Source organism: Rhizobium sp. Leaf453 (assembly GCF_001425605.1).
Taxonomy (GTDB): Bacteria; Pseudomonadota; Alphaproteobacteria; order Rhizobiales; family Rhizobiaceae; genus Pararhizobium.
On sequence record NZ_LMRG01000029.1, the window covers coordinates 1 to 24,000 of the forward strand.

General features: G+C 62.6%; 26 protein-coding genes. 25 read left to right on the forward strand and 1 reads right to left on the reverse strand.

Translation table 11 applies throughout. The features are described 5' to 3' along the window. Positions 1–257 precede the first annotated feature (257 nt). Positions 258–833: a hypothetical protein gene (locus tag ASG68_RS26360; RefSeq protein ID WP_062602659.1), complete on the forward strand. Its 576-nt coding sequence runs from the start codon at positions 258–260 to the stop codon at positions 831–833. A gap of 301 nt (positions 834–1,134) precedes the next feature. Further along, positions 1,135–2,406, forward strand: coding sequence for a DNA-packaging protein (locus tag ASG68_RS26365; protein ID WP_156373819.1), 1,272 nt, complete (start codon positions 1,135–1,137; stop codon positions 2,404–2,406). Between the two features lie 294 nt (positions 2,407–2,700). Here the strand turns inward: ASG68_RS26365 and ASG68_RS26370 are convergent, their stop codons facing one another. Then, positions 2,701–2,850, reverse strand: a complete 150-nt coding sequence (locus ASG68_RS26370; protein WP_156373795.1) for a hypothetical protein — start codon at positions 2,848–2,850, stop codon at positions 2,701–2,703. Positions 2,851–3,015: 165 nt separating this feature from the next. On the opposite strand from ASG68_RS26370, the gene ASG68_RS26375 reads away from it, so the two are divergent. The 23 genes from ASG68_RS26375 to ASG68_RS26485 all read left to right on the forward strand — a co-directional run bounded on the left by ASG68_RS26375 (position 3,016) and on the right by ASG68_RS26485 (position 23,832). Beyond that, positions 3,016–3,636: a hypothetical protein gene (locus ASG68_RS26375; protein ID WP_062576106.1), complete on the forward strand. Its 621-nt coding sequence runs from the start codon at positions 3,016–3,018 to the stop codon at positions 3,634–3,636. A gap of 128 nt (positions 3,637–3,764) precedes the next feature. Next, the gene (locus tag ASG68_RS26380; protein WP_062602662.1) at positions 3,765–4,916 is read left to right on the forward strand and encodes a phage portal protein; all 1,152 of its coding nucleotides are present in this window, start codon (positions 3,765–3,767) and stop codon (positions 4,914–4,916) included. A 57-nt stretch (positions 4,917–4,973) separates the two neighbouring features. After that, positions 4,974–5,234, forward strand: coding sequence for a CopG family ribbon-helix-helix protein (locus ASG68_RS26385; protein ID WP_062576613.1), 261 nt, complete (start codon positions 4,974–4,976; stop codon positions 5,232–5,234). Then, positions 5,234–5,551: a type II toxin-antitoxin system RelE/ParE family toxin gene (locus ASG68_RS26390; RefSeq protein WP_062576108.1), complete on the forward strand. Its 318-nt coding sequence runs from the start codon at positions 5,234–5,236 to the stop codon at positions 5,549–5,551. The genes ASG68_RS26385 and ASG68_RS26390 overlap by 1 nt, the downstream gene beginning before the upstream one ends. A gap of 229 nt (positions 5,552–5,780) precedes the next feature. Next, positions 5,781–6,095 (forward strand): DUF6107 family protein, encoded by a 315-nt coding sequence (locus ASG68_RS30970; RefSeq protein ID WP_062576109.1) that lies wholly within the window; start codon positions 5,781–5,783, stop codon positions 6,093–6,095. Positions 6,096–6,246: 151 nt separating this feature from the next. Beyond that, positions 6,247–6,810 carry an HK97 family phage prohead protease gene (locus tag ASG68_RS26400; protein ID WP_062576110.1) on the forward strand — a complete coding sequence of 188 codons (564 nt, stop codon included), beginning with the start codon at positions 6,247–6,249 and terminating at the stop codon, positions 6,808–6,810. A 15-nt stretch (positions 6,811–6,825) separates the two neighbouring features. Continuing rightward, on the forward strand, positions 6,826–8,076 hold the full coding sequence (locus ASG68_RS26405; RefSeq protein ID WP_062576111.1) for a phage major capsid protein: 1,251 nt from the start codon (positions 6,826–6,828) through the stop codon (positions 8,074–8,076). Between the two features lie 134 nt (positions 8,077–8,210). Beyond that, entirely contained in the window at positions 8,211–8,780 is a 570-nt protein-coding gene (locus ASG68_RS26410; protein WP_062576112.1) for a head-tail connector protein, read from the forward strand. A gap of 2 nt (positions 8,781–8,782) precedes the next feature. Continuing rightward, positions 8,783–9,118 (forward strand): phage head closure protein, encoded by a 336-nt coding sequence (locus tag ASG68_RS26415; protein ID WP_062576113.1) that lies wholly within the window; start codon positions 8,783–8,785, stop codon positions 9,116–9,118. Continuing rightward, positions 9,115–9,513 (forward strand): DUF3168 domain-containing protein, encoded by a 399-nt coding sequence (locus ASG68_RS26420; RefSeq protein ID WP_062576114.1) that lies wholly within the window; start codon positions 9,115–9,117, stop codon positions 9,511–9,513. Before ASG68_RS26415 ends, ASG68_RS26420 begins: the two co-directional genes overlap by 4 nt. A 74-nt stretch (positions 9,514–9,587) precedes the next feature. Further along, positions 9,588–9,995, forward strand: a complete 408-nt coding sequence (locus ASG68_RS26425; protein ID WP_062576115.1) for a phage major tail protein, TP901-1 family — start codon at positions 9,588–9,590, stop codon at positions 9,993–9,995. Between the two features lie 5 nt (positions 9,996–10,000). Continuing rightward, positions 10,001–10,354, forward strand: a complete 354-nt coding sequence (locus ASG68_RS26430; protein ID WP_062576615.1) for a gene transfer agent family protein — start codon at positions 10,001–10,003, stop codon at positions 10,352–10,354. Next, positions 10,351–10,587, forward strand: a complete 237-nt coding sequence (locus tag ASG68_RS26435) for a rcc01693 family protein (RefSeq protein WP_062576116.1) — start codon at positions 10,351–10,353, stop codon at positions 10,585–10,587. The genes ASG68_RS26430 and ASG68_RS26435 overlap by 4 nt, the downstream gene beginning before the upstream one ends. A gap of 68 nt (positions 10,588–10,655) precedes the next feature. After that, on the forward strand, positions 10,656–11,246 hold the full coding sequence (locus ASG68_RS26440; RefSeq protein ID WP_244484342.1) for a phage tail tape measure protein: 591 nt from the start codon (positions 10,656–10,658) through the stop codon (positions 11,244–11,246). Between the two features lie 310 nt (positions 11,247–11,556). Continuing rightward, positions 11,557–14,838: a hypothetical protein gene (locus tag ASG68_RS26445; protein WP_062576117.1), complete on the forward strand. Its 3,282-nt coding sequence runs from the start codon at positions 11,557–11,559 to the stop codon at positions 14,836–14,838. A 200-nt stretch (positions 14,839–15,038) separates the two neighbouring features. After that, positions 15,039–15,680 carry a DUF2460 domain-containing protein gene (locus tag ASG68_RS26450; RefSeq protein WP_062576118.1) on the forward strand — a complete coding sequence of 214 codons (642 nt, stop codon included), beginning with the start codon at positions 15,039–15,041 and terminating at the stop codon, positions 15,678–15,680. Beyond that, complete coding sequence (locus tag ASG68_RS26455; RefSeq protein WP_062576119.1) at positions 15,677–16,567, forward strand: DUF2163 domain-containing protein; 891 nt, start codon at positions 15,677–15,679, stop codon at positions 16,565–16,567. Before ASG68_RS26450 ends, ASG68_RS26455 begins: the two co-directional genes overlap by 4 nt. Before the next feature lie 124 nt (positions 16,568–16,691). Next, complete coding sequence (locus ASG68_RS26460) at positions 16,692–17,099, forward strand: NlpC/P60 family protein (protein ID WP_062576120.1); 408 nt, start codon at positions 16,692–16,694, stop codon at positions 17,097–17,099. Between the two features lie 5 nt (positions 17,100–17,104). Then, the gene (locus ASG68_RS26465; RefSeq protein WP_062576121.1) at positions 17,105–20,947 is read left to right on the forward strand and encodes a glycoside hydrolase/phage tail family protein; all 3,843 of its coding nucleotides are present in this window, start codon (positions 17,105–17,107) and stop codon (positions 20,945–20,947) included. A 32-nt stretch (positions 20,948–20,979) separates the two neighbouring features. Continuing rightward, positions 20,980–21,186 carry a hypothetical protein gene (locus tag ASG68_RS26470; RefSeq protein ID WP_062576122.1) on the forward strand — a complete coding sequence of 69 codons (207 nt, stop codon included), beginning with the start codon at positions 20,980–20,982 and terminating at the stop codon, positions 21,184–21,186. Positions 21,187–21,312: 126 nt separating this feature from the next. Next, positions 21,313–21,564 (forward strand): hypothetical protein, encoded by a 252-nt coding sequence (locus tag ASG68_RS26475; RefSeq protein WP_062576123.1) that lies wholly within the window; start codon positions 21,313–21,315, stop codon positions 21,562–21,564. A 125-nt stretch (positions 21,565–21,689) separates the two neighbouring features. After that, positions 21,690–22,376, forward strand: coding sequence for a two-component system response regulator FeuP (gene feuP, locus ASG68_RS26480; protein WP_062576124.1), 687 nt, complete (start codon positions 21,690–21,692; stop codon positions 22,374–22,376). Positions 22,377–22,443: 67 nt separating this feature from the next. Next, complete coding sequence (locus ASG68_RS26485; RefSeq protein ID WP_062576618.1) at positions 22,444–23,832, forward strand: ATP-binding protein; 1,389 nt, start codon at positions 22,444–22,446, stop codon at positions 23,830–23,832. Positions 23,833–24,000: the final 168 nt, after the last annotated feature.

A 24,000-nucleotide genomic window follows, 5' to 3' on the forward strand; every position in this document is an offset into this window, starting at 1 on the left:
CCCGATGGCAGCATCAGCAGCGAACGCCATCGTCGCAACCATGCGCAAACTCCTCACCATCCTCAACGCCATCTCGCCATCGTCGCAACCATGCGCAAACTCCTCACCATCCTCAACGCCATCATCCGGGACGAAAAGCCATGGCAAAGCGCTTGACAGCAAAGACAGTCGCTCTCCCCGGTGGGGAGAAGAGGGAAGATGCCGATATTTCGGTGGGCATCCCGGTTTTCACGGCGGGAATTTCAAGGACAATCATCATGTCTGAACTGGATTTCGATCCGGCGCTGTTCGGCCTGTGGCCGAAGGCGGCGGTTTATGAGGGGTTGGGAGCGGAGAAGGACGCGGCGCTGCAGGATGTGGCGCGGCGGGTGATCCTCGATACCAAGGCGGAGGCCGTGTCGCCGCTCGATGACCTGCAGGACATGCTGAACGGCATGACGAAGGAATTGCGCGAGCAGATGCAGCAATTCCAGCGCTTGCGACACGCTGCCGATGAAAGTGCGCAGGCTGAGGGGCAGGAGATCGACCGCAAGGTGATCCAGGCGGACGCCAAGGCGGCGATCGAGGCGATGTCGGTGATCGTACGGACGCTGGAAAAGATCGACAGCCTGCAAAGGACGATTGCGCATGATCGACAGGCACAGGCAGAAGCCGCCTTTGACGAGGAAGGCTACAAAGCCCTGCTTGCCGAATTCGAGCAGCGCATCGAGGACCGGGCTGCCCGAAAGGCCGCCGGCGCTGCAAGCGCTGACGGACGCGATGGACACGAGCCTTCCGACCGGGGAGGTGGCGGTGGTACGGCGGGTGCCGCGCGTGGGTCGCCTGAAGCTTAATGCCGAACTGCGCCAGCTTGAAAAACAGATGGTTCTCTATTCGCCGACAATGGAGCGTCTCGGTTTCATGCGGGCGGGAATTCAGGGCGTCACGGCGGGTTTGAAGGTGCGGATGGATGGATCGGAATTGGCTGACCTGCCTGTGTCAAGCTTGTCATCCGTGATCTTACCATCAGTCGTCTCGCAGGGCACGGATGCCGGAACGGAGCCCGCTGGACAAGAGACACGGATGGGCGTTTCGGAAGCCATGCCGGGTGATAGCGAGCCGATGACGGCGGATGCGGACGATGCCGGTGGTGTAATGGCGGTCGAAGCGGAGCCGACTGGTCTGTCCTTCGATCGTCTCCAACATTTTCGAAACCTGATCCGTTTTCGCAACGATTGGAGTTGGGCCGGACGCGAGGAACAGAAGCCACCGGAAGGCGACTGGCGAGTCTGGTTGCTGATGGGCGGGCGCGGATCCGGCAAGACACGGGCCGGGGCCGAATGGGTGCAGGAACTGGCATCCAAGCCGGGTTTGCGGATCGCGCTGGTAGCGGAGACGCTGGGCGATGCGCGCGAAGTGATGATCGATGGTGTTTCCGGCATCTGCCGGATCGCCCGTTCGCGTCGGCCGGATTTCGAGGCGTCGCGTCGGCGGCTCGTCTGGCCGAACGGAACGGTGGCGCAGATCTTTTCGTCGGAAGATCCGGAAAGCCTGCGCGGGCCGCAATTCGACTATGCCTGGTGCGATGAACTGGGCAAATGGAAACACGGGCAGGAAACCTGGGACATGCTGCAATTCGCGCTCAGGCTCGGGACCGATCCACGCGCGCTGGTAACGACGACACCACGGCCGGTGCCGGTGCTGAAGGCGCTGATGGCGGACCCGGGCACGCGGACGCACAGGATCCGCACAAGCGATAATGCGGGCAATCTGGCGCCGGGCTTCATCGCCGCCATGGCCGGGCGCTATGGCGGCACGCGGCTCGGGCGGCAGGAACTCGATGGCGAAATGATCGAGGACCGTGAGGATGCGCTCTGGTCACGCGCCGGCATCGAGGCCTTGCGGCTGCGCGATACCGGGCCATTGGGCAGGATCGTCGTTGCCGTCGATCCGCCGGCAGCAGCCGGGGCAGACTCCTGCTGCGGCATTGTCGTGGCAGGGCTCGACCGCAGCGGGCGCGGCGTGGTGCTGGCGGACTGTTCGGTGGAGGGCGCGAGCCCGGCCGGATGGGCGGGCGCTGTCGTTCGGGCCTACAAACGGTTCGATGCTGACCGGATCGTCGCCGAGGTCAACCAGGGCGGTGACATGGTGGCGGCGGTCCTGAAGGGTATCGATGCGCGGCTGCCGGTGACGCCGGTTCGCGCCTCGCGTGGAAAATGGCTGAGGGCCGAGCCGGTGGCGGCACTCTACGAGCAGGGGCGTGTGGTGCATGCCGCCTCGTTTCCGGAGCTCGAGGACCAGATGTGCGATTTCGGTCCGGACGGGCTGTCATCCGGCCGCTCGCCGGACCGGCTCGACGCCTTGGTGTGGGCGCTGACCGCGCTGATGCTGGATGGCGGCGGCGAGCCACGGGTCAGGGGGATTTGAAGAGGGCACCCCACCCCGGAGCCAAGCTCCGAGCCTCCCAACTCTGGGGTGGGGCGTTACCGGCGTCGGAGCGCCGGGTGATCGGGATTATTTGCTGGAGGCTGTTACCGGAGGCTTTGCCGGGGTCGCGCTTTCGCGGAACTGGCGCCATTCGTTCTCGAGGCGTTCAAACTGGGCCTGGGAAATCTGCTGTGATGGCATGGACGATCCTCTCAATCTGCTTTTGCAACCTACGGAAACACGGCGAGGGCCGAAAAGTTCCTTTGTGGAGGGCATGAAACGCGGGAAAAGAGATCAGCGCTTGTCGTCTTCGCGCTGGAAGGATTTGGTCGCGGAGGCGGCATTGGAGCGCATCTGATGCCATGCGGTCTCGAAGCGGTCGAGGATGTGCTGGTCGATGGTCGGGCGGGCAGATTGGGACGGGTTCTTGGGTTCGACTTGCATGCGATCCTCCTCGGTCTCGGGCAATATCATATTGCTGGATTTCCGATCTCACATCCCAAAGACAAAGTAAATCAGGTGATTAAACTGTTTAAACGATTTAAATTGGTTAAATCGATTTAGATCGACAGGTTTTTTCGAGGCATGCTTAACAAGGGAATATGAAAGATGGCGATCCTGCGTCCGGTCTTCTTCAAAGCGGTACGTACATCACTTTTCGACCGGCGCCTGAACCAGAAGCAGGTCGATGGTCTGTCGTTTATACTTGACCGGTGGGACGCGCAGACGACGGGGCCGGACAACCGCTGGCTCGCCTACATGCTGGCAACCGCGCATCATGAGACGGGCCGGACGATGCAGCCTGTGCGCGAAACATTCGCCGCAACGGACGACCGGGCGATCGCGCTGCTGGATGCCGCCTGGCGTCGCGGAAAACTGCCATCGGTCTCCGTGCCCTATTGGCGGCGGGACGAAGAAGGACGCAGCTGGTTGGGGCGCGGGCTGGTGCAACTCACCCACCGCGCCAATTATGAGCGCATGAGCCGGATGACGGGTATCGACCTCGTCGATCATCCCGAGCGGGCGATGGAGCCGGATGTGGCTGTCGATATCCTGTTCAGGGGCATGGAGACCGGGGCGTTTACCGGGCGCAAGCTCGGCGACTATTTTTCGCCGGCCCGGCAGGACTGGACCGGGGCGCGGCGGATCATCAATGGGCGCGATCGTGCGGCGCTGGTGGCGAGTTACGGGCGGCAGTATTGGGCTGCGATACGGGCGGCTTCGGATTGAACGGAGTGGTCGCGGATTTGGCCTTCGGCCCCCTCATCCGGCGCGACGCGCCGCCTTCTCACCGGCGGGGAGAAGAGGAAAGGGGCCATGCGGCGCCCATTTGAAAGACAATCAAGGATCGAGACCCTATGAAAAATCCATTCCGGCTGCCGTGGCGTCGTGCGGCGGAGAGCGAGCCTGTGCGCGAAACCAAATCGACCTCCGGCTTCATCGCGATTGCGCAGGACGGACGGGCGCACTGGACGGGGCGCTCCTATGCGGCGCTGGCGCGCGAGGGCTTCATGCGCAATCCGGTGGCGCACCGCGCTGTGCGGCTGATCTCGGAGGCGGCGGCGAGCGTGCCGCTGCTGCTCTATGAGGGAACCGAGGAGCGTACGCAACATCCGCTACTGGCGCTGATGGCGCGGCCGAACGGGCGGATGGCGGGCGTGGATTTTCTGGAGACGCTGTACGGCCATCTGCTTCTGTCCGGCAATGCCTATGTCGATGGCACCGGGATCGGCGGCGATCTGCGCGAACTGCATCTGCTGCGGCCGGATCGGGTGCGTGTTCTCGAAGGGCGGGATGGCTGGCCGGAAGCCTACGAGTATCGTGTCGGCAATCTCGTGCGGCGAATCCCCGCTGGCGAGGATGGGCTGCTGCATCTCAGGCTGTTTCATCCGCTCGACGACCATCTCGGCTTTCCGCCGCTGGCGGCGGCGCAGATGGCGCTTGATCTTTCCAATGCGGCCGCGACCTGGAACAAGGCGCTGCTCGACAATTCGGCCCGGCCATCAGGCGCGCTGGTCTACCAGCCGAAGGAGGGCGGCAATCTCTCGGCAGACCAGTATGACCGGCTGAAGAGCGAACTCGACGAGGGCTATTCGGGGCCGATGCGGGCAGGGCGGCCGCTGCTCCTGGAGGGCGGGCTCGACTGGAAGGCGATGGGGCTTTCGCCGAAGGACATGGATTTCGTCGAGGCAAAGAATGGTGCTGCGCGCGACATCGCGCTCGCCTTCGGCGTGCCGCCGATGCTGCTCGGCATTCCCGGCGACAACACCTATGCGAACTACCAGGAGGCCAACCGTGCCTTCTACCGGCTGACCGTGCTGCCGATGATTTTCCGGACGTTCGGCGCCTTGTCAGGCTGGCTGGCTGGGCGGATCGGCGAAGATGTGAAACTGGTGCCGGACCTCGACCAGGTTACCGGACTGACTGGCGAACGCAGCGAGGTCTGGGCGCGGATGAAGGACGCGGATTTCCTGAGCGACGCGGAGAAGCGGCAGGCGGTGGGGTATTGAGGGCGGAGGTGGTTGCTGCTATTTTGTAATACGGCGTATGACAAAATGGAGGCGATGATGGCCAAGCCCGTTCTATCCGACCCGATCACCCTGCGTCTGCCGGTCGATCTCCTGCAGGAGATCGAGGCGATCGCCGCTGCATCCGACCGCACGCGCAGCTGGGTGATGGTTCGAGCGATGCGGTATTATCTCCTCAATGAAGGTGCGGAGATCCTGGAGATCGCGCAAGGTCTGCGGGACGTCAAGGATGGCAAGGTTCATGATCTCGACGTCGTGCTCAGCGAGCTTGATCGTCTGGCTGAAGATGATGCCGCCTGATGAAAGTCCAATTCTCCGAGCGGGCATTGGCTTATCTCAAGGCTGAACAGGCCTATCTTGGTCGGTTCGACAAACGGGCGGCCAGAGCGCTTGTTCGTCAAATCCGAAAGGTGGCGGAAATCATCGGGGAGTATCCGCAATCCGCTCAGGCTGTGCCGATGTTGCCGGGTGTGAGGCGATATGTATCGGCACCCTATGTCATTGATTATACCGAAAAGGGTGGCGTCATCGTCGTGGTCGCCATTCGGCACGGACGGCAAAATCCGATCGCACCGGATCAGGGCGACGATCTGCCGGATCAGTTCGAAGTCCAATAGAACCAATATTGTCAGTGGTTTGGCACAAATTTCTGCGGCGAAAGCCTGACGGCTGATTCAATTTCTGAACTGCATGACTCAGTTTCGGAGCGCCCGGCTACAACCGATTCAAAAGACTCGGAAATTTGCTCGTCCTGACGTTGCGTCAGGCGGTGGCTTTCGTTGCGGCAGTTGATTGCCGTTCCGTTATCCTCTGTCAATTCCTACAATAGCATCAAGGGCTTAACAAATGGCTGATTTTGGCAACGACCCAGGGATATGGGCGGCCAAGGGGCTGGGCTCGGTTGCGGGTGCGGCCGTGTCGCTGGTCTACATGTTGCCGAAGGGGCGGCGCGAGGCGGGGTCGCGGTTCTTCACGGGCTTGATCTGCGGGCTGATCTTCGGCGGGCCGGCGGGATTGTGGATCGTTTCCCGGCTCGGGATCGCCGGCACGCTGTCCGGGACCGAGGTGATGCTGACCGGATCGGCGGCTGCCAGCCTTTCGGCATGGTGGGTGCTGGGTGCGGCGGCGCGCATTGCGGAGCGGTACGGGCGGGGGAAGTAGCGAATAGTGAATGGTGAGTAGCGAATAGTGAGTGGGTGGGTCGTGGCGTAGCAACATGCCGGTGACCGGTTCCTAATGATCCTTTTTCGCTCTTCGCTCTTCGCGATCCGCGATCCGCCCCATCGCAATTCATCAAAATCTGGAGAGACACATGACGACCGACAGGATGCCTGTCTGGCGAACGCAGAAGTTTGCCAATCTGACGCTTTCCGGCGTGACCGGGGAGGGACGGTTTTCTGGCTATGCCAGCATCTTTGGCGAGGTCGATCTCGGCAAGGATGCAATCGAGCCGGGGGCGTTTTCACAGTCTTTGGCGCGGCGCGGCGCGTCCGGGGTGCGCATGCTGTTCCAGCATGATCCGTCCGAACCGCTCGGAGCCTGGAAGACGATCCGCGAGGATGCGCGTGGGCTCTATGTCGAGGGCATGCTCTCGCCAGGCGTTGCCCGGGCAAAGGAGGTCCACATGCTGATGAAGGCGGGCGCGCTCGACGGGCTGTCGATCGGCTTCCAGACCGTCAAGGCCAGGACCGACGGCAAGACCGGGGTCCGCCGCATCCTCCAGGCAGACCTCTGGGAAATCTCGATCGTGACCTTTCCGATGCTGCCATCGGCGCGCGTGTCGAATGTCAAGAATGCGCGGTTCTTCCGCGACAAGGAAACGGAGCTCGTGCGCACCATGCGGCGGGCGGCCCGGATGATGATGACGAAGCTCTGACAGAAGGATCAGAATATGACGGAGACGACAGGTGTGGCGCCCGAAATCAAGACGGCGCCGGAGACGATGACGGCTGCCTTCGAGGAATTCATGGGTGCCTTCGAGGCATTCAAGGAAACCAACGATCGCCGGCTGGGTGAACTGGAAAGCAAGCTGACGGCCGATGTCGTTACCCGCGACAAGATGGACCGCATCTCGCGTACCATGGACGAGCAAAAGCGGCTGATCGACCAGATGGTGCTGAAGAAGGCGCGGCCGGCGCTGGGGCGCAGCGGCGAGACGAGCCTGGAGGTTATGGAGCACAAGGCGGCGTTCGAAAGCTATATCCGTAAGGGCGACGAGCAGGCGCTGCGCGATCTGGAGGCCAAGGCATTTTCCATCGGTTCTTCCAGCGACGGTGGTTACCTGGTGCCGAACGAGACGGACACGGAAATCGGCCGCCGGCTGTCGGTCGTTTCGCCGATCCGAGCGCTGGCGACGGTGCGCCAGGTCTCCGGCGCCGTGCTGAAGAAGCCATTTGCGCTGGCCGGCATGGCGACCGGATGGGTGGCGGAGACCGCGGCGCGACCGCAGACGGCGACGCCGCAGCTCGCCGAGCTTTCCTTCCCGACCATGGAACTCTATGCCATGCCGGCGGCGACGGCCGCGCTGCTCGACGACGCGGCCGTCGATATCGAGAACTGGATCGCCTCCGAGGTGGATATCGCTTTCGGCGAGCAGGAAGGCACGGCCTTCGTGTCCGGCGACGGCACCAACAAGCCGAAGGGGTTCCTGAGCTATACCAACGTTGCCGAGGCGAGCTGGACCTGGGGCAATATCGGCTATATCGCCACGGGCGCCGCCGGCGCCTTCAAGGCGAGCGGTCCCTCCGACACGCTGATCGACACAATCTATGCGCTGAAGGCCGGGCACCGGCAGAACGCCACCTTCGTGATGAACCGCAAGGCGCAGGCGGAAATCCGCAAGTTCAAGGACGCCGACGGTAACTATCTCTGGCGTCCGCCGGCCGTTGCTGGGCAGCAGGCTTCGCTGATGGGCTTCCCGATCGCCGAGGCCGAGGACATGCCGGATATTGCGGCGGGCAGCACCTCCATCGCCTTCGGCAATTTTGCCGCCGGCTATCTGGTTGTTGACCGGACCGGGGTGCGCGTGCTGCGCGACCCCTATTCCGCCAAGCCCTATGTGCTTTTTTACACGACGAAGCGTGTTGGCGGTGGCGTACAGAATTTCGAGGCTATCAAGCTGATTAAATTCGCGGCATCTTGAAGAAACGTAAGGACGCCCTTTCTCAAGGGTAACGACCATTCGCGCCGGCGGTCTTCCCTGCCGCCTGTGCGCGAGGGTGGACGCAGCTCCCCTCCCGCTGCGTCCACCCATTTCATTCCCTCACGGAGATTTCCATGACCATCACCGAACTGGCGCCGCCGGTCGGCGAGCCGCTGACGCTTGCCGAGACGAAGGCGCATCTGCGCGTCGAGACCGATGCCGACGACACGATGATTGCTGAGCTCATCCGCACCGTGCGCGAACATCTGGAGCGGCAGACGGGACTGGCGCTGCTGGCCCGGACGTTTCGCCTGTATCTCGACAACTGGCCGTCGTCCCGCGTGATTCAGATTGGCAGGGGGCCGGTGCAAACGATTGAAGCGGTTACTCTTTATGATGCGGCGGGGATGCCGCAGGAGATCGACACATCCGGTTTCGTGCTCGATGGACAGGCCCGACCGGCCCGGCTGGTGCTGCCGCAACAGCCGGTGCCGGGGCAGGTGATCAACGGGATCGAGATCGATTTTTCCGCAGGTTTCGGCGCGACGGGGACGGATGTTCCCGACACGCTGAAAAGGGCAATGCTGTTGCATGCCGCACTGCTTTACGAGTTTCGCGGTGCGGTTTCGACGAACGATCAGCCGGCGGCAGTGCCTGCCGGGTACGACAGGCTGATTGTGCCGTTCTGCCGCCGGGGGCTTTGACCATGGTGGCGAGGATACTCGATCCGGGGCAATTTTCGGCGCGGCTGGATCTGGAGATGCGCAGCGACACGGGTGACGGGCAGGGCGGTGTTGTCACCGCGTACGCCGTGACAGGCTCCGTCTGGGCGCGGATCGAGCCGGTTGCGGTTGAAGTGGGGGAGGTGGCGGACGAAGCGGGCTTTGCCGTGACGCATCGGATCTGGATCCGCTTTCGCAACGATATTGGCGCCGGCATGCGGTTTCGCAAGGGCGGGCGGGTTTTCGTGATCCGGGCCTTTTCCGATCCGGACGAGACACGGCGCTATCTCGTATGCCGCTGCACGGAGGAGGGCCGATGAGCGCGGCGGCGGCCCTGCAGAAGGCGATTTTCCTGAGGCTTTCCAGTGATGGTGCGTTGACCGGACTGATCGGCAGCGATGGCGTGCGGGATCACCTGCAGATGCGGATGGATCGACCCTACGTGTTCATCGCGTCGATCGAAAGCCGGGATGCTTCGACGGCAAGTGAGCCGGGAGAGGAGCATTGGGTGACGATTGAGGCACGCGCCGGCGAGGGTGGCAATCTCACGGCCCAGGCGATCACGGCGCGCGTTCGGCACTTGCTGGATGATGCCGATCTTGAACTCGACGGTTTTTCGCTGATCAGCCTGCTTCACCGGCGAACGCGGGTGGCGCGCGAGGCCAAGGCCAAGGGGCATGTGGCGGAGATGCTTTTCCGCGCGGTGACGGAGTGACGTTAAACGACCTGCAAGATGATTTGGCGCGCGCCTGAACGGGCGCCTTTTTTGTTTTCTGAAAGGATCAGGACATGGTGGCCCAGAAGGGGAAGGATCTTCTGTTGAAGATCGACAATGGCGGCAGTTACGTGACGGTGGCGGGGCTTCGGTCCAAGCGGTTGGCGTTCAATGCCGAAACGGTCGATGCGACCGACGCGGAATCGACGGGGCGCTGGCGCGAGTTGCTGGGAGGCGCAGGCGTGCAACGGGCATCAGTTTCGGGTGCGGGCATCTTCAAGGACCAAAGTTCGGACGCGCTCGTGCGTGCCGCCTTCTTCAACGGATCGATCCTCAACTGGCAGATCATCATCCCCGATTTCGGCACGCTGTCCGGGGCCTTTCAGCTGACGGCGCTGGAATATTCCGGGCAGTACAATGGCGAAATCCTGTTCGAGGCGGCGCTGGAATCGGCGGGCGCCCTGACCTTCGTGGCGCTGTGATGGTCATGCGGCACGTTGTGGCCACAGTGCGCGCCAACCGGCATCGAGGCGAAGTGGAGGCGGTGATCGATGGCGAGCGGCGGATCCTCTGCCTGACACTCGGCAGCCTGGCGGAACTGGAAACGGCCTTTGCCGCAGAAAACTTGCTGGCGCTGGCGGCGCGGTTTTCGTCCGGGCGACTGAAGGCGGAGGACATGATCCGCATTCTCGGCGCTGGCCTTCGCGGCGGCGGCAATCTGGTCTCTGACGAGGATATTGCGGGCATGAGCGTCGAGGGTGGTCTGGCGGGTCTCGCGCGACTGACGGGGGACCTTCTGACGGCAACATTCGGAAGCGCGGAGGACATGCCGGACCCTTGAGCGCCGCAGCGGGTGGGGCCGGTCTGCCGCCGGCGTTTCCCTGGCATGCGGTGATGCATGCCGGGCTCTGCCTGCTGCGGCTGCCGGCAAGGGATTTCTGGGCGATGACGCCGCGCGAGATGCAGGCGGCGCTCGGCGGCTTGCGGCCGCGGGCGGCGGGGCCGGGACGGCCGGGGCTCGAGGATTTGATGCGGGCGTTTCCGGATGAGGGGCGCGAAGGCAATAGGGAGTAGGGAGTAGGTGTTTGGCGGTCCGCACTTTGTCGCGGCCTGCTGTATCGCGGATGAATGATTGAAAGGAGATGGACGTGGCGGATGATGAGATGGATTTTGCCGAGGCGGCAGACGATGCAGCGGCCTTGCGTGATGTGCTCGATGATCTCGAGCAAAGGTCGCGATCGTTCGGCTCGGCGCTGACCGGGGCGCTGGCATCGGCGACGCGGGGCGGCAGGGGGCTGGAGGATGTGCTGCGTAGTGCGGGCTTGCGGTTGACGGAGGTCGCGCTTTCGGCGGGGTTGAAGCCGCTGGAAGGGGCGTTCGGTTCCCTTTTGTCCGGGCTTACAGGTGGAGTTGCCAGCGGTGTGACGGCGTTTGCCGACGGCGGCGTGCCGGGCCGGGTCACGCCTTTTGCCGCTGGCGGCGTGGTGTCAGCGCCGACCTACTTTCCGATGAACGGTCAGACGGGGCTGATGGGCGAGGCGGGGGCAGAGGCGATCCTGCCGCTGAAACGCGGCGCCGATGGTGTGCTCGGTGTGGCGTCATCGGCTGGTGGGGCGGCGATGAATGTCGTGTTCAATGTGACGACGCCGGATGTGCAGAGCTTTCGCAAATCGGAGGGGCAGATTGCGGCTATGCTGACGCGGACGGTCGGACGCGGGCGGCGGGGGATTTAGGGGATTTCTGCGTTCATCTCTCGCTTACTCACGGCATCGCAGAAACGCTTTGGGGCCGACGGCACAGTTTGCTGACGTGGCAGGCGACATACAGTGGCGAGCCAAAGCCACCGCTACGAACGGCGATAACGCGCGGGCGATGTGTCCGCGCTGCGGCGATGCTGGATCCGGCGCGTAAGGTTCGGTGGTGAGGTAGAGACCGCCACAAACACATTCAAGACATCAAACAGCTGGCGACTTGCGAACGAAATGCGCAAGCCGACTGATTTCACACGTTTAATTGCAAGTGTTTAAATCAAAAGGAGAAGTCATGTCCAATCAAGTCGCATTTGTCTCAATTGCTGAAGCTACAGCCTCATCGATTGCGGTCGACGTAAAACACGTCGACGTGCAATTTTACGCTCCGAACTACGGCGTGCCTTCCAGCCTGAGTGGCGGTGGCACCTACGTCCGTGTCAGCTCCCAACCGTCACACCAGGGAAAATTTCGAAGCACCGATCAGTTTCTTCCAGACGGTACGACCAATTCGACAAACGGCGGCTGGTGGGCGCTATCGCGGGATCAGGAAATCACCATCGAGCAGTTTGGCGCCAAGGGAAACGGCACGGATGATGATCTGACACCATTTCACAATGCACTGGCGTTTCTCGGCTCTGACGGCGGCGAACTGCTTCTTCGCCACGGCCCATACCGCATGTCATCGACACCGCGCGTCGAATACCCCGTCACGATCCGGGGTACGAGCCGCGACGTGAAGATGATCATCAACAACAGCAACGCGAAGGAGGGCCTGTTCATTCTTCATTCGGACGTGACGGTTTGTGGTTTTACCATTTCCGCCAATGCCTCGACGGCACTGACGAACGGCTCCGGCCATTGCGGCACCTGCATCACCATCAGTGAATGGTTCGTCAATCCCGATCTCCCCCAGCCGGCGCTTGTCAAGAACATCGTCATTCGAGACGTGACTCTGACCCGTGAAACGGGTTCCAAGTCCGCACATGCGATTGCCGTGATGGCGCGCACCTCTCATGTGCTGATCGAAAACATCGACTTCATCGGGGCAGGGGCAATTCCTGATGACGGCTCGCACGGCGATGCGGTATTGACGCATTGGGGAGCCCATTCTCACGGTGTCAGCACAGGTGCGCTGAAATTCGACAACTTGACCGGGACAGCGCCAGTTCCCGGCATCACGATCACCGGCTCGGCCGGCGCGACAGCCTATCTCGTCGCGATTGATCTGGACGCACCTGGTGCGACGAGCGGCATCATCTACATCAAGAAGGTCCTCGGCACATTTGCGAATAACGAGACAATCACCGGCCCTGGTTTCTCGATAGCAGCGGACGGCATCGTGTTTGTCACGGCCCTGAACTTCCTGTCCCAATCCGCGAATTTCAGTGTGGGGCAACAGATCAAGGGCGGAGATTCTGGCGCCACGGCGACAATTGCCGGCCAGATCGATAACGGAAGTACGGGGACCCTGTTTCTGACAGCTGTTTCCGGCACGTTCCAGAATGCTGAAATCATCACCAGTTCGTCCGGCTCGGCGACCAGCAACGGAACCACCTATTCGGGCTTGCGGCAGTCAAAGTTTTCGACGGGGAAATACAGCTACCACCCGAATAACGTTCGTGTGCGCAACTGCCGCCTGAGAAACACGGGCCGGCTGATCGCGTGCTCCGCTTCCTATTCGATCGACATCGATGGCATCGATTATCAGGGTCCGGTTTCGGGGGGGCAGTTGTTCGACCTGCCGATCGGCGACGAAGGCCAGACCTTTGCGCATCCGGACGACTTCGGCCGCGTCTACGATGGTTTCTCGATGAAGAATGTCCGGGCCAAGCTCATTACCGGCACCGGCGCAAACGCGGTCACCGTCATTGATTGCTCCGGATTTTCGACCAGCAAACAAAGCGACGCCGATCTCGCGGACTACGCCAATTATTCCGACGTGCATTACGCAGGACGCGTTCAGCCTCGACGTCGTCAGTTTGAATGGAAGAACGTCCTGATCGACGGCCTGGTGTGGGACGCAGGTCCATCCACGCCACCATCGACGACACCGTATGTCAGGCAGATCTGGCTGAGAAATCTCTGGGGCGATTTTACCTTCCGGAACGTTTACGCAGAAGGCCGCGACGGCGTTCTTGCGCTCACCATGCAGAATTGTATCGGCAACTTCCTGTTCGAATCCTGCGCGTTTCTCGGTGGATCCGTGGTCGATGCGGTGAACAGCGTCAAGTTCGACAAATGCCTGATGGAGGAGCGCAGCATCGAGGTCGGTTCGTCGGTTCTTTTCACCGACGGGGACATTCGCAGTACCGTGACCTCCGGCGTGACGGCAATCGGGGCGACCTCGCTGAGCGTGCCCGCTGGTCTGCCGACCCGCTACAACCGCGGTGACAAACTCACCTATTCCGGCGGGGTGGTCTATGTGGCGGAATACGGCGAAACGGGCGACGCGGTCCTGAAAGTGACCCCTTTGCCGGCCGCCTCCACCAGCGGCGAGACGTTCTTCCTTGATCACCGCTCGGATGTCGTGGTCGAGGATTGCACCTTCACGGGTGGTACCCGAAGCATCGACAACAACAACACCCTTCTCAAGGTCAGGGGTGGATTGTTCCGAGGCGGCGGCCAATACGGCATCCTGGGCAATGCCGGCGATAAATCCAGTATTGACATCAATGGGGCGATCTTTTCGAACAACGGGTTGCGCCGTGCAAGGCGAGGATTGTCCAGCATCGATGTGACGAATGGGGGATCCGGCTATACGTCGGCGCCAACGGTTCTCTTTACCGGAGGTGGCGGAAGCGGCGCCGTTGGCACTGCTATCCTCGGGACTGGCGGCAATGCGGGAAAGATCGCTGGCGTTGCAGTGACAAATCCGGGATCTGGTTACGCAACGGCACCTGCGGTTTCGTTTAGTGGCGGCGGTGGTTCTTCTGCCGCCGCAACCGCCGTTACGGATGCAACCCTCGCGACACGCGACGTTATCGCCAATGCAGGCGCTCTGGCCGTTCGTGCCTGCCGCTTTGAAGACAGCAAGTCCATATCGGTCAACCTGGTCGTGGCGGCGGAGGTGCAGTCGGCGGAACTGACCGGAAATATCTTCTCGGGCACGCCGACGAGCAAGCTGCAGGTCGCGACATTGACGAACGGCAAGCCGGTTCTTGCTTTCGGCAATGTGGACGGCGTTGGTTCGGGCGTGTTCTTGTCGGGCACTTGGACACCGGTTCTCAACATCGCCGACTCCGGCACCGGTATCACCACCGATACCGCAACGGGTTCGTACACCGTCTACGAAGACCGTGTCTTCGTTGATTTTGACCTCACCCTGTCAAGCAAGGGGTCGGCCACCGGCGCGGTATCGATCGTGGGACTTCCGTTCGCACAAACGGGTCTGTCCGTCGGATCGATGGCCCTGACTGCCGCCACCGGCCTTACCGGAACGGTATTGACCAGGGCCAGTGGGGGGATTCTTCGACTGGACCAGACGGTGGCAACGGGGATTTCAAGCCTCACGAATGCCAACCTGACAAATACGACCCGGTTGAGAGGGTCTATCGGCTACCAAAGGAGCGCCTAAACGGCAGCGGATGGGTTCCTGAACCAAGGGCTTGCATTTTGAAGAGACGGGGCAACACCCGTCTCTGACAGGCTCCCCTGGCAACTCTTGAGAGCCTGCCGGGGAATACGGGGCGCGGGCGATGGCCTTGCGCCCCGTTGCCAATACGACAGCCGACGGCAACCAATACTCAGCATCCAATTTCACACACGGAAAACATCATGCCGACAGGATTTCACGATGTCCGGTTTCCCTTGCGGCTGGCGCTTGGTACCAGCGGGGGGCCGGTCAGGCGGACGGATATCGTCAGTCTTTCCAATGGCCGCGAGAACCGCAACCGGCGCTGGCGCGATGCGCGGCGGCATTACGATGCGGGGTCGGGCATCCGGTCGATCGGCGATCTCTATGCGGTTCTGGCGTTTTTCGAGGCGCGCGCCGGGCAGCTTTACGGGTTCCGGTTTCGCGATCCGCTAGATTTCAAATCCTGCGCGCCGGATGCGACGGTCACTCCAGCCGACCAGGTGATCGGGACGGGGGACGGCGTGACGGCCGTGTTTCAACTGGTGAAGACCTATGGCGATGCCGGTGGGGCGAGCGTGCGCGATATTGCCAAGCCGGTGGCTGGAACGGTGCTCGTATCGGTGGGGGGCGTCGCGGCGGCGCCAGCGGATTTTACGCTGGATGCGGCGAGCGGGCGGGTGACCTTCGTGCCGGGGAAGATTCCGGCCGGCGGTGCGGTGGTGCGGGCTGGCTATGAATTCGACGTGCCGGTGCGGTTCGATACCGACCGGATCGATGTCGATCTGGCGCAATTCCAGGCCGGTCGCATTCCGTCCATTCCGCTGGTGGAGATCAAGCCATGAGAACGCTTCCCGCAGCACTCGCCGAGCATCTGGCCGGCGACGCCACGACGATGTGCCACTGCTGGCGGGTGACGCGCCGGGACGGGGTGGTTTTGGGTTTTACCGAGCATGGCCACGACCTGACGTTCGCAGGCACGGGTTTTCTTGCCGCGAGTGGCTTCGAGGCCGCCGACAGCGAGGCGGCGAGTGGACTGTCCGTCGAGGCGGGGGAGGTCAGCGGCGGATTTTCGAATGTGGCCATTACCGAAGCGGATGTGATCGCCGGGCGATATGACGGGGCGAAGGTCGAGGTGTTTCAGGTCAACTGGCAGGCGCCGGACCAGCATATCCTGCTCAGGGTGCAGGAGGTCGGCGAGGTGGTAAGGGCGGGCGGCGCGTTTCGCGCCGAACTGCGGCGGCTGACGCATCGGCTGGATCAGGTGCAAGGACGGATTTATGGGCGGCGCTGCGATGCGGTGCTGGGCGACGGGCGGTGCAAGGTCGATCTGAGCAGCCCGGCCTATCGGGGAACCGGAACAGTCACTGCCGTCCTCAGCGAGACACAGGTGCGGGTGTCGGGACTGGATGCGGCGATTGCCGGGTTTTACCGGCAGGGTGTGTTCCGGTTCACCGCAGGCGCGAATGCCGGGCATGCGGTCGATGTCGAGGATCACCGTGTTGATGGGGATGGGGTGACGCTGTCACTCTGGCTGCCGCCGCCCTTGCCGCTGGCGGTGGGCGACACGTTCATGGTGACGGCGGGGTGTGACAAGCGCTTTGCGACCTGTGGGGCGACGTTTTCCAACATTCTGAATTTTCGCGGGTTTCCGCATATGCCGGGATCGGATTTCGCGTTTGGTTATGCTGACGGTGACACTGTGCATGACGGGCGGGCGCTTTATGAGTGAGAACCGGTCAGGGCATCCGAGCTTGGGTTTTGGGGCTGACGCCCCCCTCATCCGGCCCTCCGGGCCACCTTCTCCCCGCCGGGGAGAAGAGGGAAGGCGACCGCCTAATTTACAGGTTGTCGCTTTGGCCGAGAGCTGGATCGGGACGCCGTATCGGCATCAGGCGAGCCTCAAGGATGTGGGGTGCGATTGCCTGGGGCTGGTGCGTGGTGTCTGGCGGGAGCTTTACGGCTGCGAGCCGGAATTGCCGCCGGCCTATCAGCCGGACTGGGCGGAGCGTGGCGGGGAGGATCGGTTGTTTGCGGCAGCGCTTCGGCATTTTGGCGAAGTGCTACCTTTGAGCGAGATGCGACCGGGCGATCTTATTCTGTTTCGTTGGCGGCCGGATCTGGCGGCCAAGCATGCCGGGATTGCCTGTGGCGATGACCGGTTCATCCATGCCTATGAGCAGGCAGCGGTGATCCGCTCGCCGCTCGTTCCCTCCTGGCGCCGGCGGATTGCCGGTGTTTTCCGTTTTCCTGAAAAGGCCTGATATCCATGGCGACCATACTTCTGCAGGCGGCGGGTGCGGCACTCGGCGGCGTGTTCGGTCCTGTCGGGGCGATCCTTGGCCGGGCGGCCGGTGCGCTGGCGGGTTCCGTCGTCGACCGGTCGATCATCGGCGGCATGACGACGGTCTCCGGCGCGCGATTGGGGAATGCGCGCATTCCCGGAGCCGACGAGGGGACGGCGATCACTCGCGCCTATGGCACGGTGCGGGTCGGTGGGACGCTGATCTGGGCGACGCGGTTCGAGGAGGAGGTTCGGGTCGAGCGGCGTGGGGGCAAGGCGAGCGGACCGAGAGTGGAGACGTTTCGCTATTACGCCAATTTCGCGCTCGGGATCTGCGAAGGCGAGATTGCCCATGTGCGGCGGGTCTGGGCGGATGGGCGCGAACTCGACCTGACCGGTATCGAGATGCGCATTCACCATGGGACGCAGGACCAGATGCCAGATCCGCTGATCGAGGCGAAGCAGGGTGTGGGTAAGGCGCCGGCCTATCGCGGGCTGGCTTATGCCGTGTTCGAGCGCTTTCCGCTCGATGGATATGGCAACCGCATGCCGCTGATCCAGTTCGAGGTGCTGCGGCCGGTCGGTGGGGTGGAAACGGCGATCCGGGCGGTGACGATCATTCCGGGATCGAGCGAGCATGGTTATGATCCGCGCGTGGTGAAGGAAAAGACGGGGGCGGGCACAAGCCGGCTGATCAACCGCAATGTGTTTCATGCCGGGTCCGACTGGCAGGCCTCGCTTGACGAATTGCAGGCGCTTTGCCCCAATCTCGAGCGGGTGGCGCTGGTTGTTTCCTGGTTCGGGACCGATCTTCGGGCCGGGCATTGCCGGATCGTGCCGGGCGTCGAGACGGCTGTTCGCGAGGATGAAAGCCGGACCTGGTCGGTATCGGGCATCGGTCGCGGTGGCGCGTCCGTGGTCAGCCAGAATGGCGGCGGGCCGGCCTATGGAGGGACGCCGAGCGACGGGAGCGTCGTGGCGGCGATCGCCGATCTCAAGGCGCGCGGGCTGAAGGTCTATCTCTATCCGTTCGTGATGATGGATATTGCGGCCGGAAACACGCTGACCAACCCCTATGGCGGGACGGGACAGCCGGCCTATCCCTGGCGCGGACGCATCACCGCGCATCCGGCGCCGGGGCAGGCCGCAAGTGCTGACAAGACCAGCGCCGCGCGCACGCAGGTCGAGGCTTTCTGTGGGGCTGCGACTGCAGCGGATTTTGATATTTCGGGAACCTCTGTGGTTTCCACGGCAGAGGATGAAGGTTATCGGCGGCTGATCCTGCATTACGCGCTGCTGGCGCAGGTGGCCGGCGGGGTCGATGGGTTCATCATTGGTTCGGAACTGCGAGGCCTCACGCAATTGCGGGATGGGGCCGGTGCGTTTCCTTTCGTCGAGCAACTCGTGACGCTTGCCGCCAATGTCCGGGCGGTCCTTGGATCATCGACGAAGCTGACCTATGGCGCCGACTGGAGCGAGTATTTCGGTTATCACCCGGCGGATGGCTCGGGCGAGGTGTATTACCACCTCGATCCACTCTGGGCGTCGGCGGCAATCGATGCCGTGGGGATCGACAACTATATGCCGCTGTCCGACTGTCGGGACGGCGATCTCGTCGAGGGAAATCCGGATGGTTTCCGGGTTGCTGACGATGCAGCGGCGATGCGGGCGATGGTGGCATCGGGCGAGGGTTATGACTGGTACTATGCCGGCGATGCCGACCGGCGAGCCCGAGTTCGGACGCCGATCAGCGACGGGCTGGCGGGGAAGGATTGGGTTTATCGCTATAAGGATATCGCCAACTGGTGGGGGCAGGCACATCATGACCGGATCGGTGGCGTCGAGCAGGCTCTGCCGACGGCCTGGGTTCCCGGCAGCAAGCCGATCTGGTTCACGGAACTTGGCTGCCCGGCGATCGACAAGGGGGCGAACCAGCCGAATGTGTTCACCGATCCGAAATCTTCGGAAACGGCCGTGCCGTATTTTTCCAATGGTGCGCGGCGGGATGCGATGCAGCGGCGGTTTCTGGAGGCGCAGTATGCGTTCTGGGACGGGCCGGATGCGCCGGACTGTGTCGATCCCGATCATATCTTCGTCTGGACTTGGGACGCTCGGCCGTTGCCGGCCTTTCCGGAGGATACGAAGCTCTGGTCGGATGGTGACAACTGGCAGGTGGGGCATTGGCTGAATGGCCGGCTCGGCGCATCGACGGCGGCGGATGTGATTGCCGCTGTTCTTGCCGATCATGGCTTCGAGGCGGGCAATACAGATCTCGTCAGCGGTGATCTCGGTGGATATGTGCAATCGGAACAGGCGTCGGCCCGCGATGTGCTGGAGCCTCTGATGGCAGCGCTGCAGATCGATGCGGTGGAGACGGGAGGGGTTCTGCAGTTTCGCTCGCGGATGAAACAGGCGGGTTCGCCGACGATTGTATCCGTACTGGCCGATATGGATGAGCAGCCGCTTTTCGAGGAGGCACGTGGCCATGACAGCGATTTTGGCAGCGAGGCGATCCTCGATCATTTCGATCCTGCCAACGCCTATGGACAGACGACGGCAAAGTCGCGGCGGGTCTCGCCCGCCAATGACCGGGTGTTGAGGCTTTCGCTGCCGGGCACGTTGCATGAGGGCGCGGCGGCATCGGCGGTCGAGGATGCGCTTCGGGATCATCAGGTATCACGGCGCAGTGTCCGGTTTTCCCTGTCTCCGGCAGACATCGAGCTGGAACCGGGGGATGTGATTGCCTTCGAGGACGGGCCTGCCGGGCATTTCATCGTCGGGCGGATCGAGGATGGCGCAGTCAGGGCGGTCGAGGCGCGGGCCTATGTGCCTTCGAGCGGTGGCGGGCGAAGCGTGCCGCCGCGTCTGGTTGATCCGCCTCGAAAACCCTCGGATGGATTTTCACCGATCGTCCATTTGATGGACCTGCCTCAATACGAGGATGGCGAGGCGGCAAGTTTTGCGCGCGGGGCGGTGTTTGCGCGTCCATGGCATTCGGTGATGCTGTCGTCGTCGGCGACGACGGAAGGATACAGGGCGCGAGCACGGCTCGATCAACCGGCGCAGACGGGTGTCCTGACGGAGGCGCTTGGTGCGGGCGTGCCGGGGCGGTTCGACGGTTCATGGACATTGACGCTCGATCTGCATTTCGGCGGGCTGTCGTCGGCGGGCCGGACGGCGGTGTTGAACGGGCAGAACCGGATCGCGGTTCTTGCCGCCAATGGCGTCTGGGAAATTATCGGGTTTCGCGGGGCAACGGAAATCGCCAGCGGTCGCTGGCGGCTTTCCGGGCTCTTGCGCTGTCTGCATGGGACCACGGATGCGATGTCGGCCGGTGCCGCAGCCGGCACGCCTGTTGTGCTGCTCAATGGTGCGGTGAGGCCGCTCGGGCTGAGTGCGGACGAGGTGGGCCGGGTCATGAACTGGATGATCGATGCGGGAGGGGTAGCGGGCGCAGCGGAAGGCCCGTTCGCTTTTGCCGGGGGGCTGAGGGCCGAAACGCCGATCGCGCCGGTGCATTTGAAGGCCCGGCGACTGGAGACCGGGGCGGTTCGAATTCAGTGGACCCGTTGTGCCCGACGGGCGGCCGATCACTGGCTCGACGGCGATATCGCGTTCGACGAGCCAGTGGAACGCTATCGCGTTGAAATCCTCGATGGCGGGACGGTCAAGCGCCGGGTCGATGTGACTGAACCTGTTCTCGAATATGCGCCCGCTTTGGAGCTTGCGGATTTCGGTTCGACGCAAACGAGCCTGTCCGTACGGGTGCGCCAGAGAGGCGAAAAGGTTGCGCTCGGCGTACCGGCGCAGGCCGTGCTGGCGCTGTGATGTCAGCCGATATTTTTCTAAAGGAGCGTCAAATGAACGAATTGAAGAACTGGTACCTGTCGAAAACCGTTTGGGGCGGCGTTGTCGCGATTCTTGCCTCCTGCGGCAATCTGTTCGGGCTGGATATCGCGCCGGACGATCAGAGCGGGATTGTGGACGGGCTCACCGCGCTTGCCGCTGCCATCGGCGGGCTGGTTGCGATCTGGGGCCGAATTTCGGCGCGGACGCGATTACGATAACGCGATCCATATGGATCAAAACAGAGCGTTATCCCGACATTCATTTGCCATTCAGACTGTATCGTTTATTGAATTTACAGTGATGCTTCCCAAGTCACCCATGTTTTTCGAGCCGAAAGTGCGTTCATGTCTTCACCTTTGATCATAGCAACGCTTGCAGCGGGTCTGACCGGATTCGCGCCGCCGGCGATTGATGTGCCATCGATGGTTGTCGTCGTGGACGGCGATTGCGGCCAGGCGGCAGCCGAAGTGGTGGCGGAAACCGGGGGGGAACTGCTGTCCGCCCAGCCTACCAGCGATGGCCAATGCGTCGTTACCGTGCTGATCCCCGGCAATGGCGGGCGCCCGAAGAAGGTGACGATGCGCGTTCCCATGTAAGGGGACATCTCGCGGACCCGACTCGCGATATTCTCGGACGGCCGGGAATGAGGTATGCAGTGAGTCTGATGTTACGGCGCGCGGCCTGCCCTGATCGGCCGCGCTGAAGGGAAGAAAGTCAGTTCATGCGCATTCTCGTGGTCGAAGACGACGTCAATCTCAATCGCCAGCTGACGGATACGCTGAAGGAAGCGGGATATGTCGTTGACCAGGCTTTCGACGGCGAAGAGGGGCACTATCTTGGTGACGGCGAGCCCTATGATGCTGTTATCCTCGATATCGGCCTGCCGGAGATGGACGGTATCACTGTACTGGAAAAGTGGCGCGGCGCGGGCAAGGTGATGCCGGTGCTGATCCTGACTGCACGCGATCGCTGGAGCGACAAGGTGGCTGGCATCGACGCCGGTGCCGACGATTATGTGACGAAGCCGTTCCACGTCGAGGAAGTGCTGGCACGCATCCGCGCCCTGATCCGGCGGGCGGCAGGGCATGCCAGCTCCGAAATCGTCTGCGGTCCGGTGCGGCTGGATACCAAGGGTTCCAAGGCAACGGTCAACGGCGTGGCGCTGAAACTGACCTCGCATGAATTCCGGCTTCTCTCCTACCTGATGCACCATATGGGGCAGGTAGTGTCGCGCACCGAGCTGGTCGAACATATGTACGATCAGGATTTCGACCGCGATTCCAATACGATCGAGGTCTTTGTCGGCCGATTGCGCAAGAAGATCGGCAACGATCTGATCGAGACCGTGCGTGGCCTCGGCTACCGGATGCAGGCGCCGGGCATGGTCAGCAAGGACGCCAAGAGCTGAGCGCGTCAGCGGACATGACCGGCTCCGGATCGGCGCTCGCGCCATCTTTGCCGTGGTGCCGCTGATGCTGCGGCCGCAATCCCTGACCGCGCGCGTGCTTCTGGTTTCCACCATCTGGGCGGTGGCGGCGCTGGTGGTGATCGGCGTGGTGATCTCGGCACTCTATCGTCAGGGATCCGAGCGCGGATTCCAGGATCTTTTGCGAGCGCAGCTCTACAACGTCATCAACTCGATCGTCGTCAACGACAAGCAGGTGCTGGCCGGAAGTCCGCAGCTTGGTGACCTCAGGTTCTCGCAGCCGCAGACCGGTTGGTACTGGATCGTGGAGCCGATCGGTGAATTCGCGACGCCGCCGCTGATGTCGACCTCGCTCGGTTCCGGCAAGCTACCGATTGCAAGCGTTGACGAGGTTCCGTTCGACATTCGCTACGAGCGCTTCTACACGACGGTCGATTCCTTCAACAACGACGTCGAAGTGGCGGAGACGGAAGTCGTTCTCGACATCCAGGGCCACACGGCGCGCTTCCGGGTCGCGGGCAATCGCGACGTGCTGGAAGCCGATATCGACGATTTCAACCGCAATCTCTATCTGGCGCTGGCGATCTTCGGTTTCGGTGGCCTTGGCATGAACGCGCTGGCGATCCTGTTCGGCCTCCGGCCGCTCGATCAGGCGCGGCGCTCGCTGGAAAAAATTCGCGCCGGTGAGAGCGAGCGGCTGGACGGGGAGTTTCCGCGCGAGATCCAGCCTTTGGCGAGCGAGGTCAATGCGCTGATCGATAGCAACCGCCGCATCATCGAGCGCGCGCGCATGCAGGTCGGCAATCTCGCCCATTCGCTGAAGACGCCGCTGGCCGTGCTGATCAACGAGGCGCGGGTGCTGGAGGCGCCGCATGGCGACCTTGTCAAGGCGCAGGCCGATGCCATGCAGATGCAGGTGCAATCCTATCTCAACCGTGCGCGGATCGCGGCGCAGCGGGAATCCGTGCTGGCGCGCACCGAGGTCGAGCCTGTTCTAGAACGGCTGGTGCGGGTGATGCGCCGGCTACATCCGGAGAAAACCTTTCTGCTGACGGTCTCGCCCCCCGGTCTTATTCTGGCGATGGAACAGCAGGATGTGGAGGAAACCGTCGGCAACCTGCTGGATAATGCGGCGCGCTACGCCAACGAGCAGGTACACGTTACCGCGCATATCGCGCCGGAAGGCGTTCAGGGCAAGGATCCCGGGCGCAGGAACTGGGTGACCGTTGCGGTTGATGACGACGGGCCGGGCCTGGAACCGGACCAGATTGCGGTGGCGATCAAGCGCGGCAAGCGCCTGGACGAAACGAAGCCCGGGACCGGGTTGGGACTTTCGATCGTCAGCGAGATTGCCGGCGAATATCAGGGCACGCTCGTGCTTTCGCGCGGCGATCGCGGGGGCTTGAGCGCGGTGCTGGTGCTGCCGGCCGTGTCATAAGAGGGCGGCTGGCCGTGACTTTTTTGACGGACTGGCAGGCAAAATGTCCGAATGGTTCGGCTTTCGCTGCTGCGATGTTGCCTGCTTCGGCGGGGAATGTAAAAAGAAAGTCAACCATGGATTCGGTGGACGCGCCGTCCATGATCTGCCGATGCAACGGAATTGCGA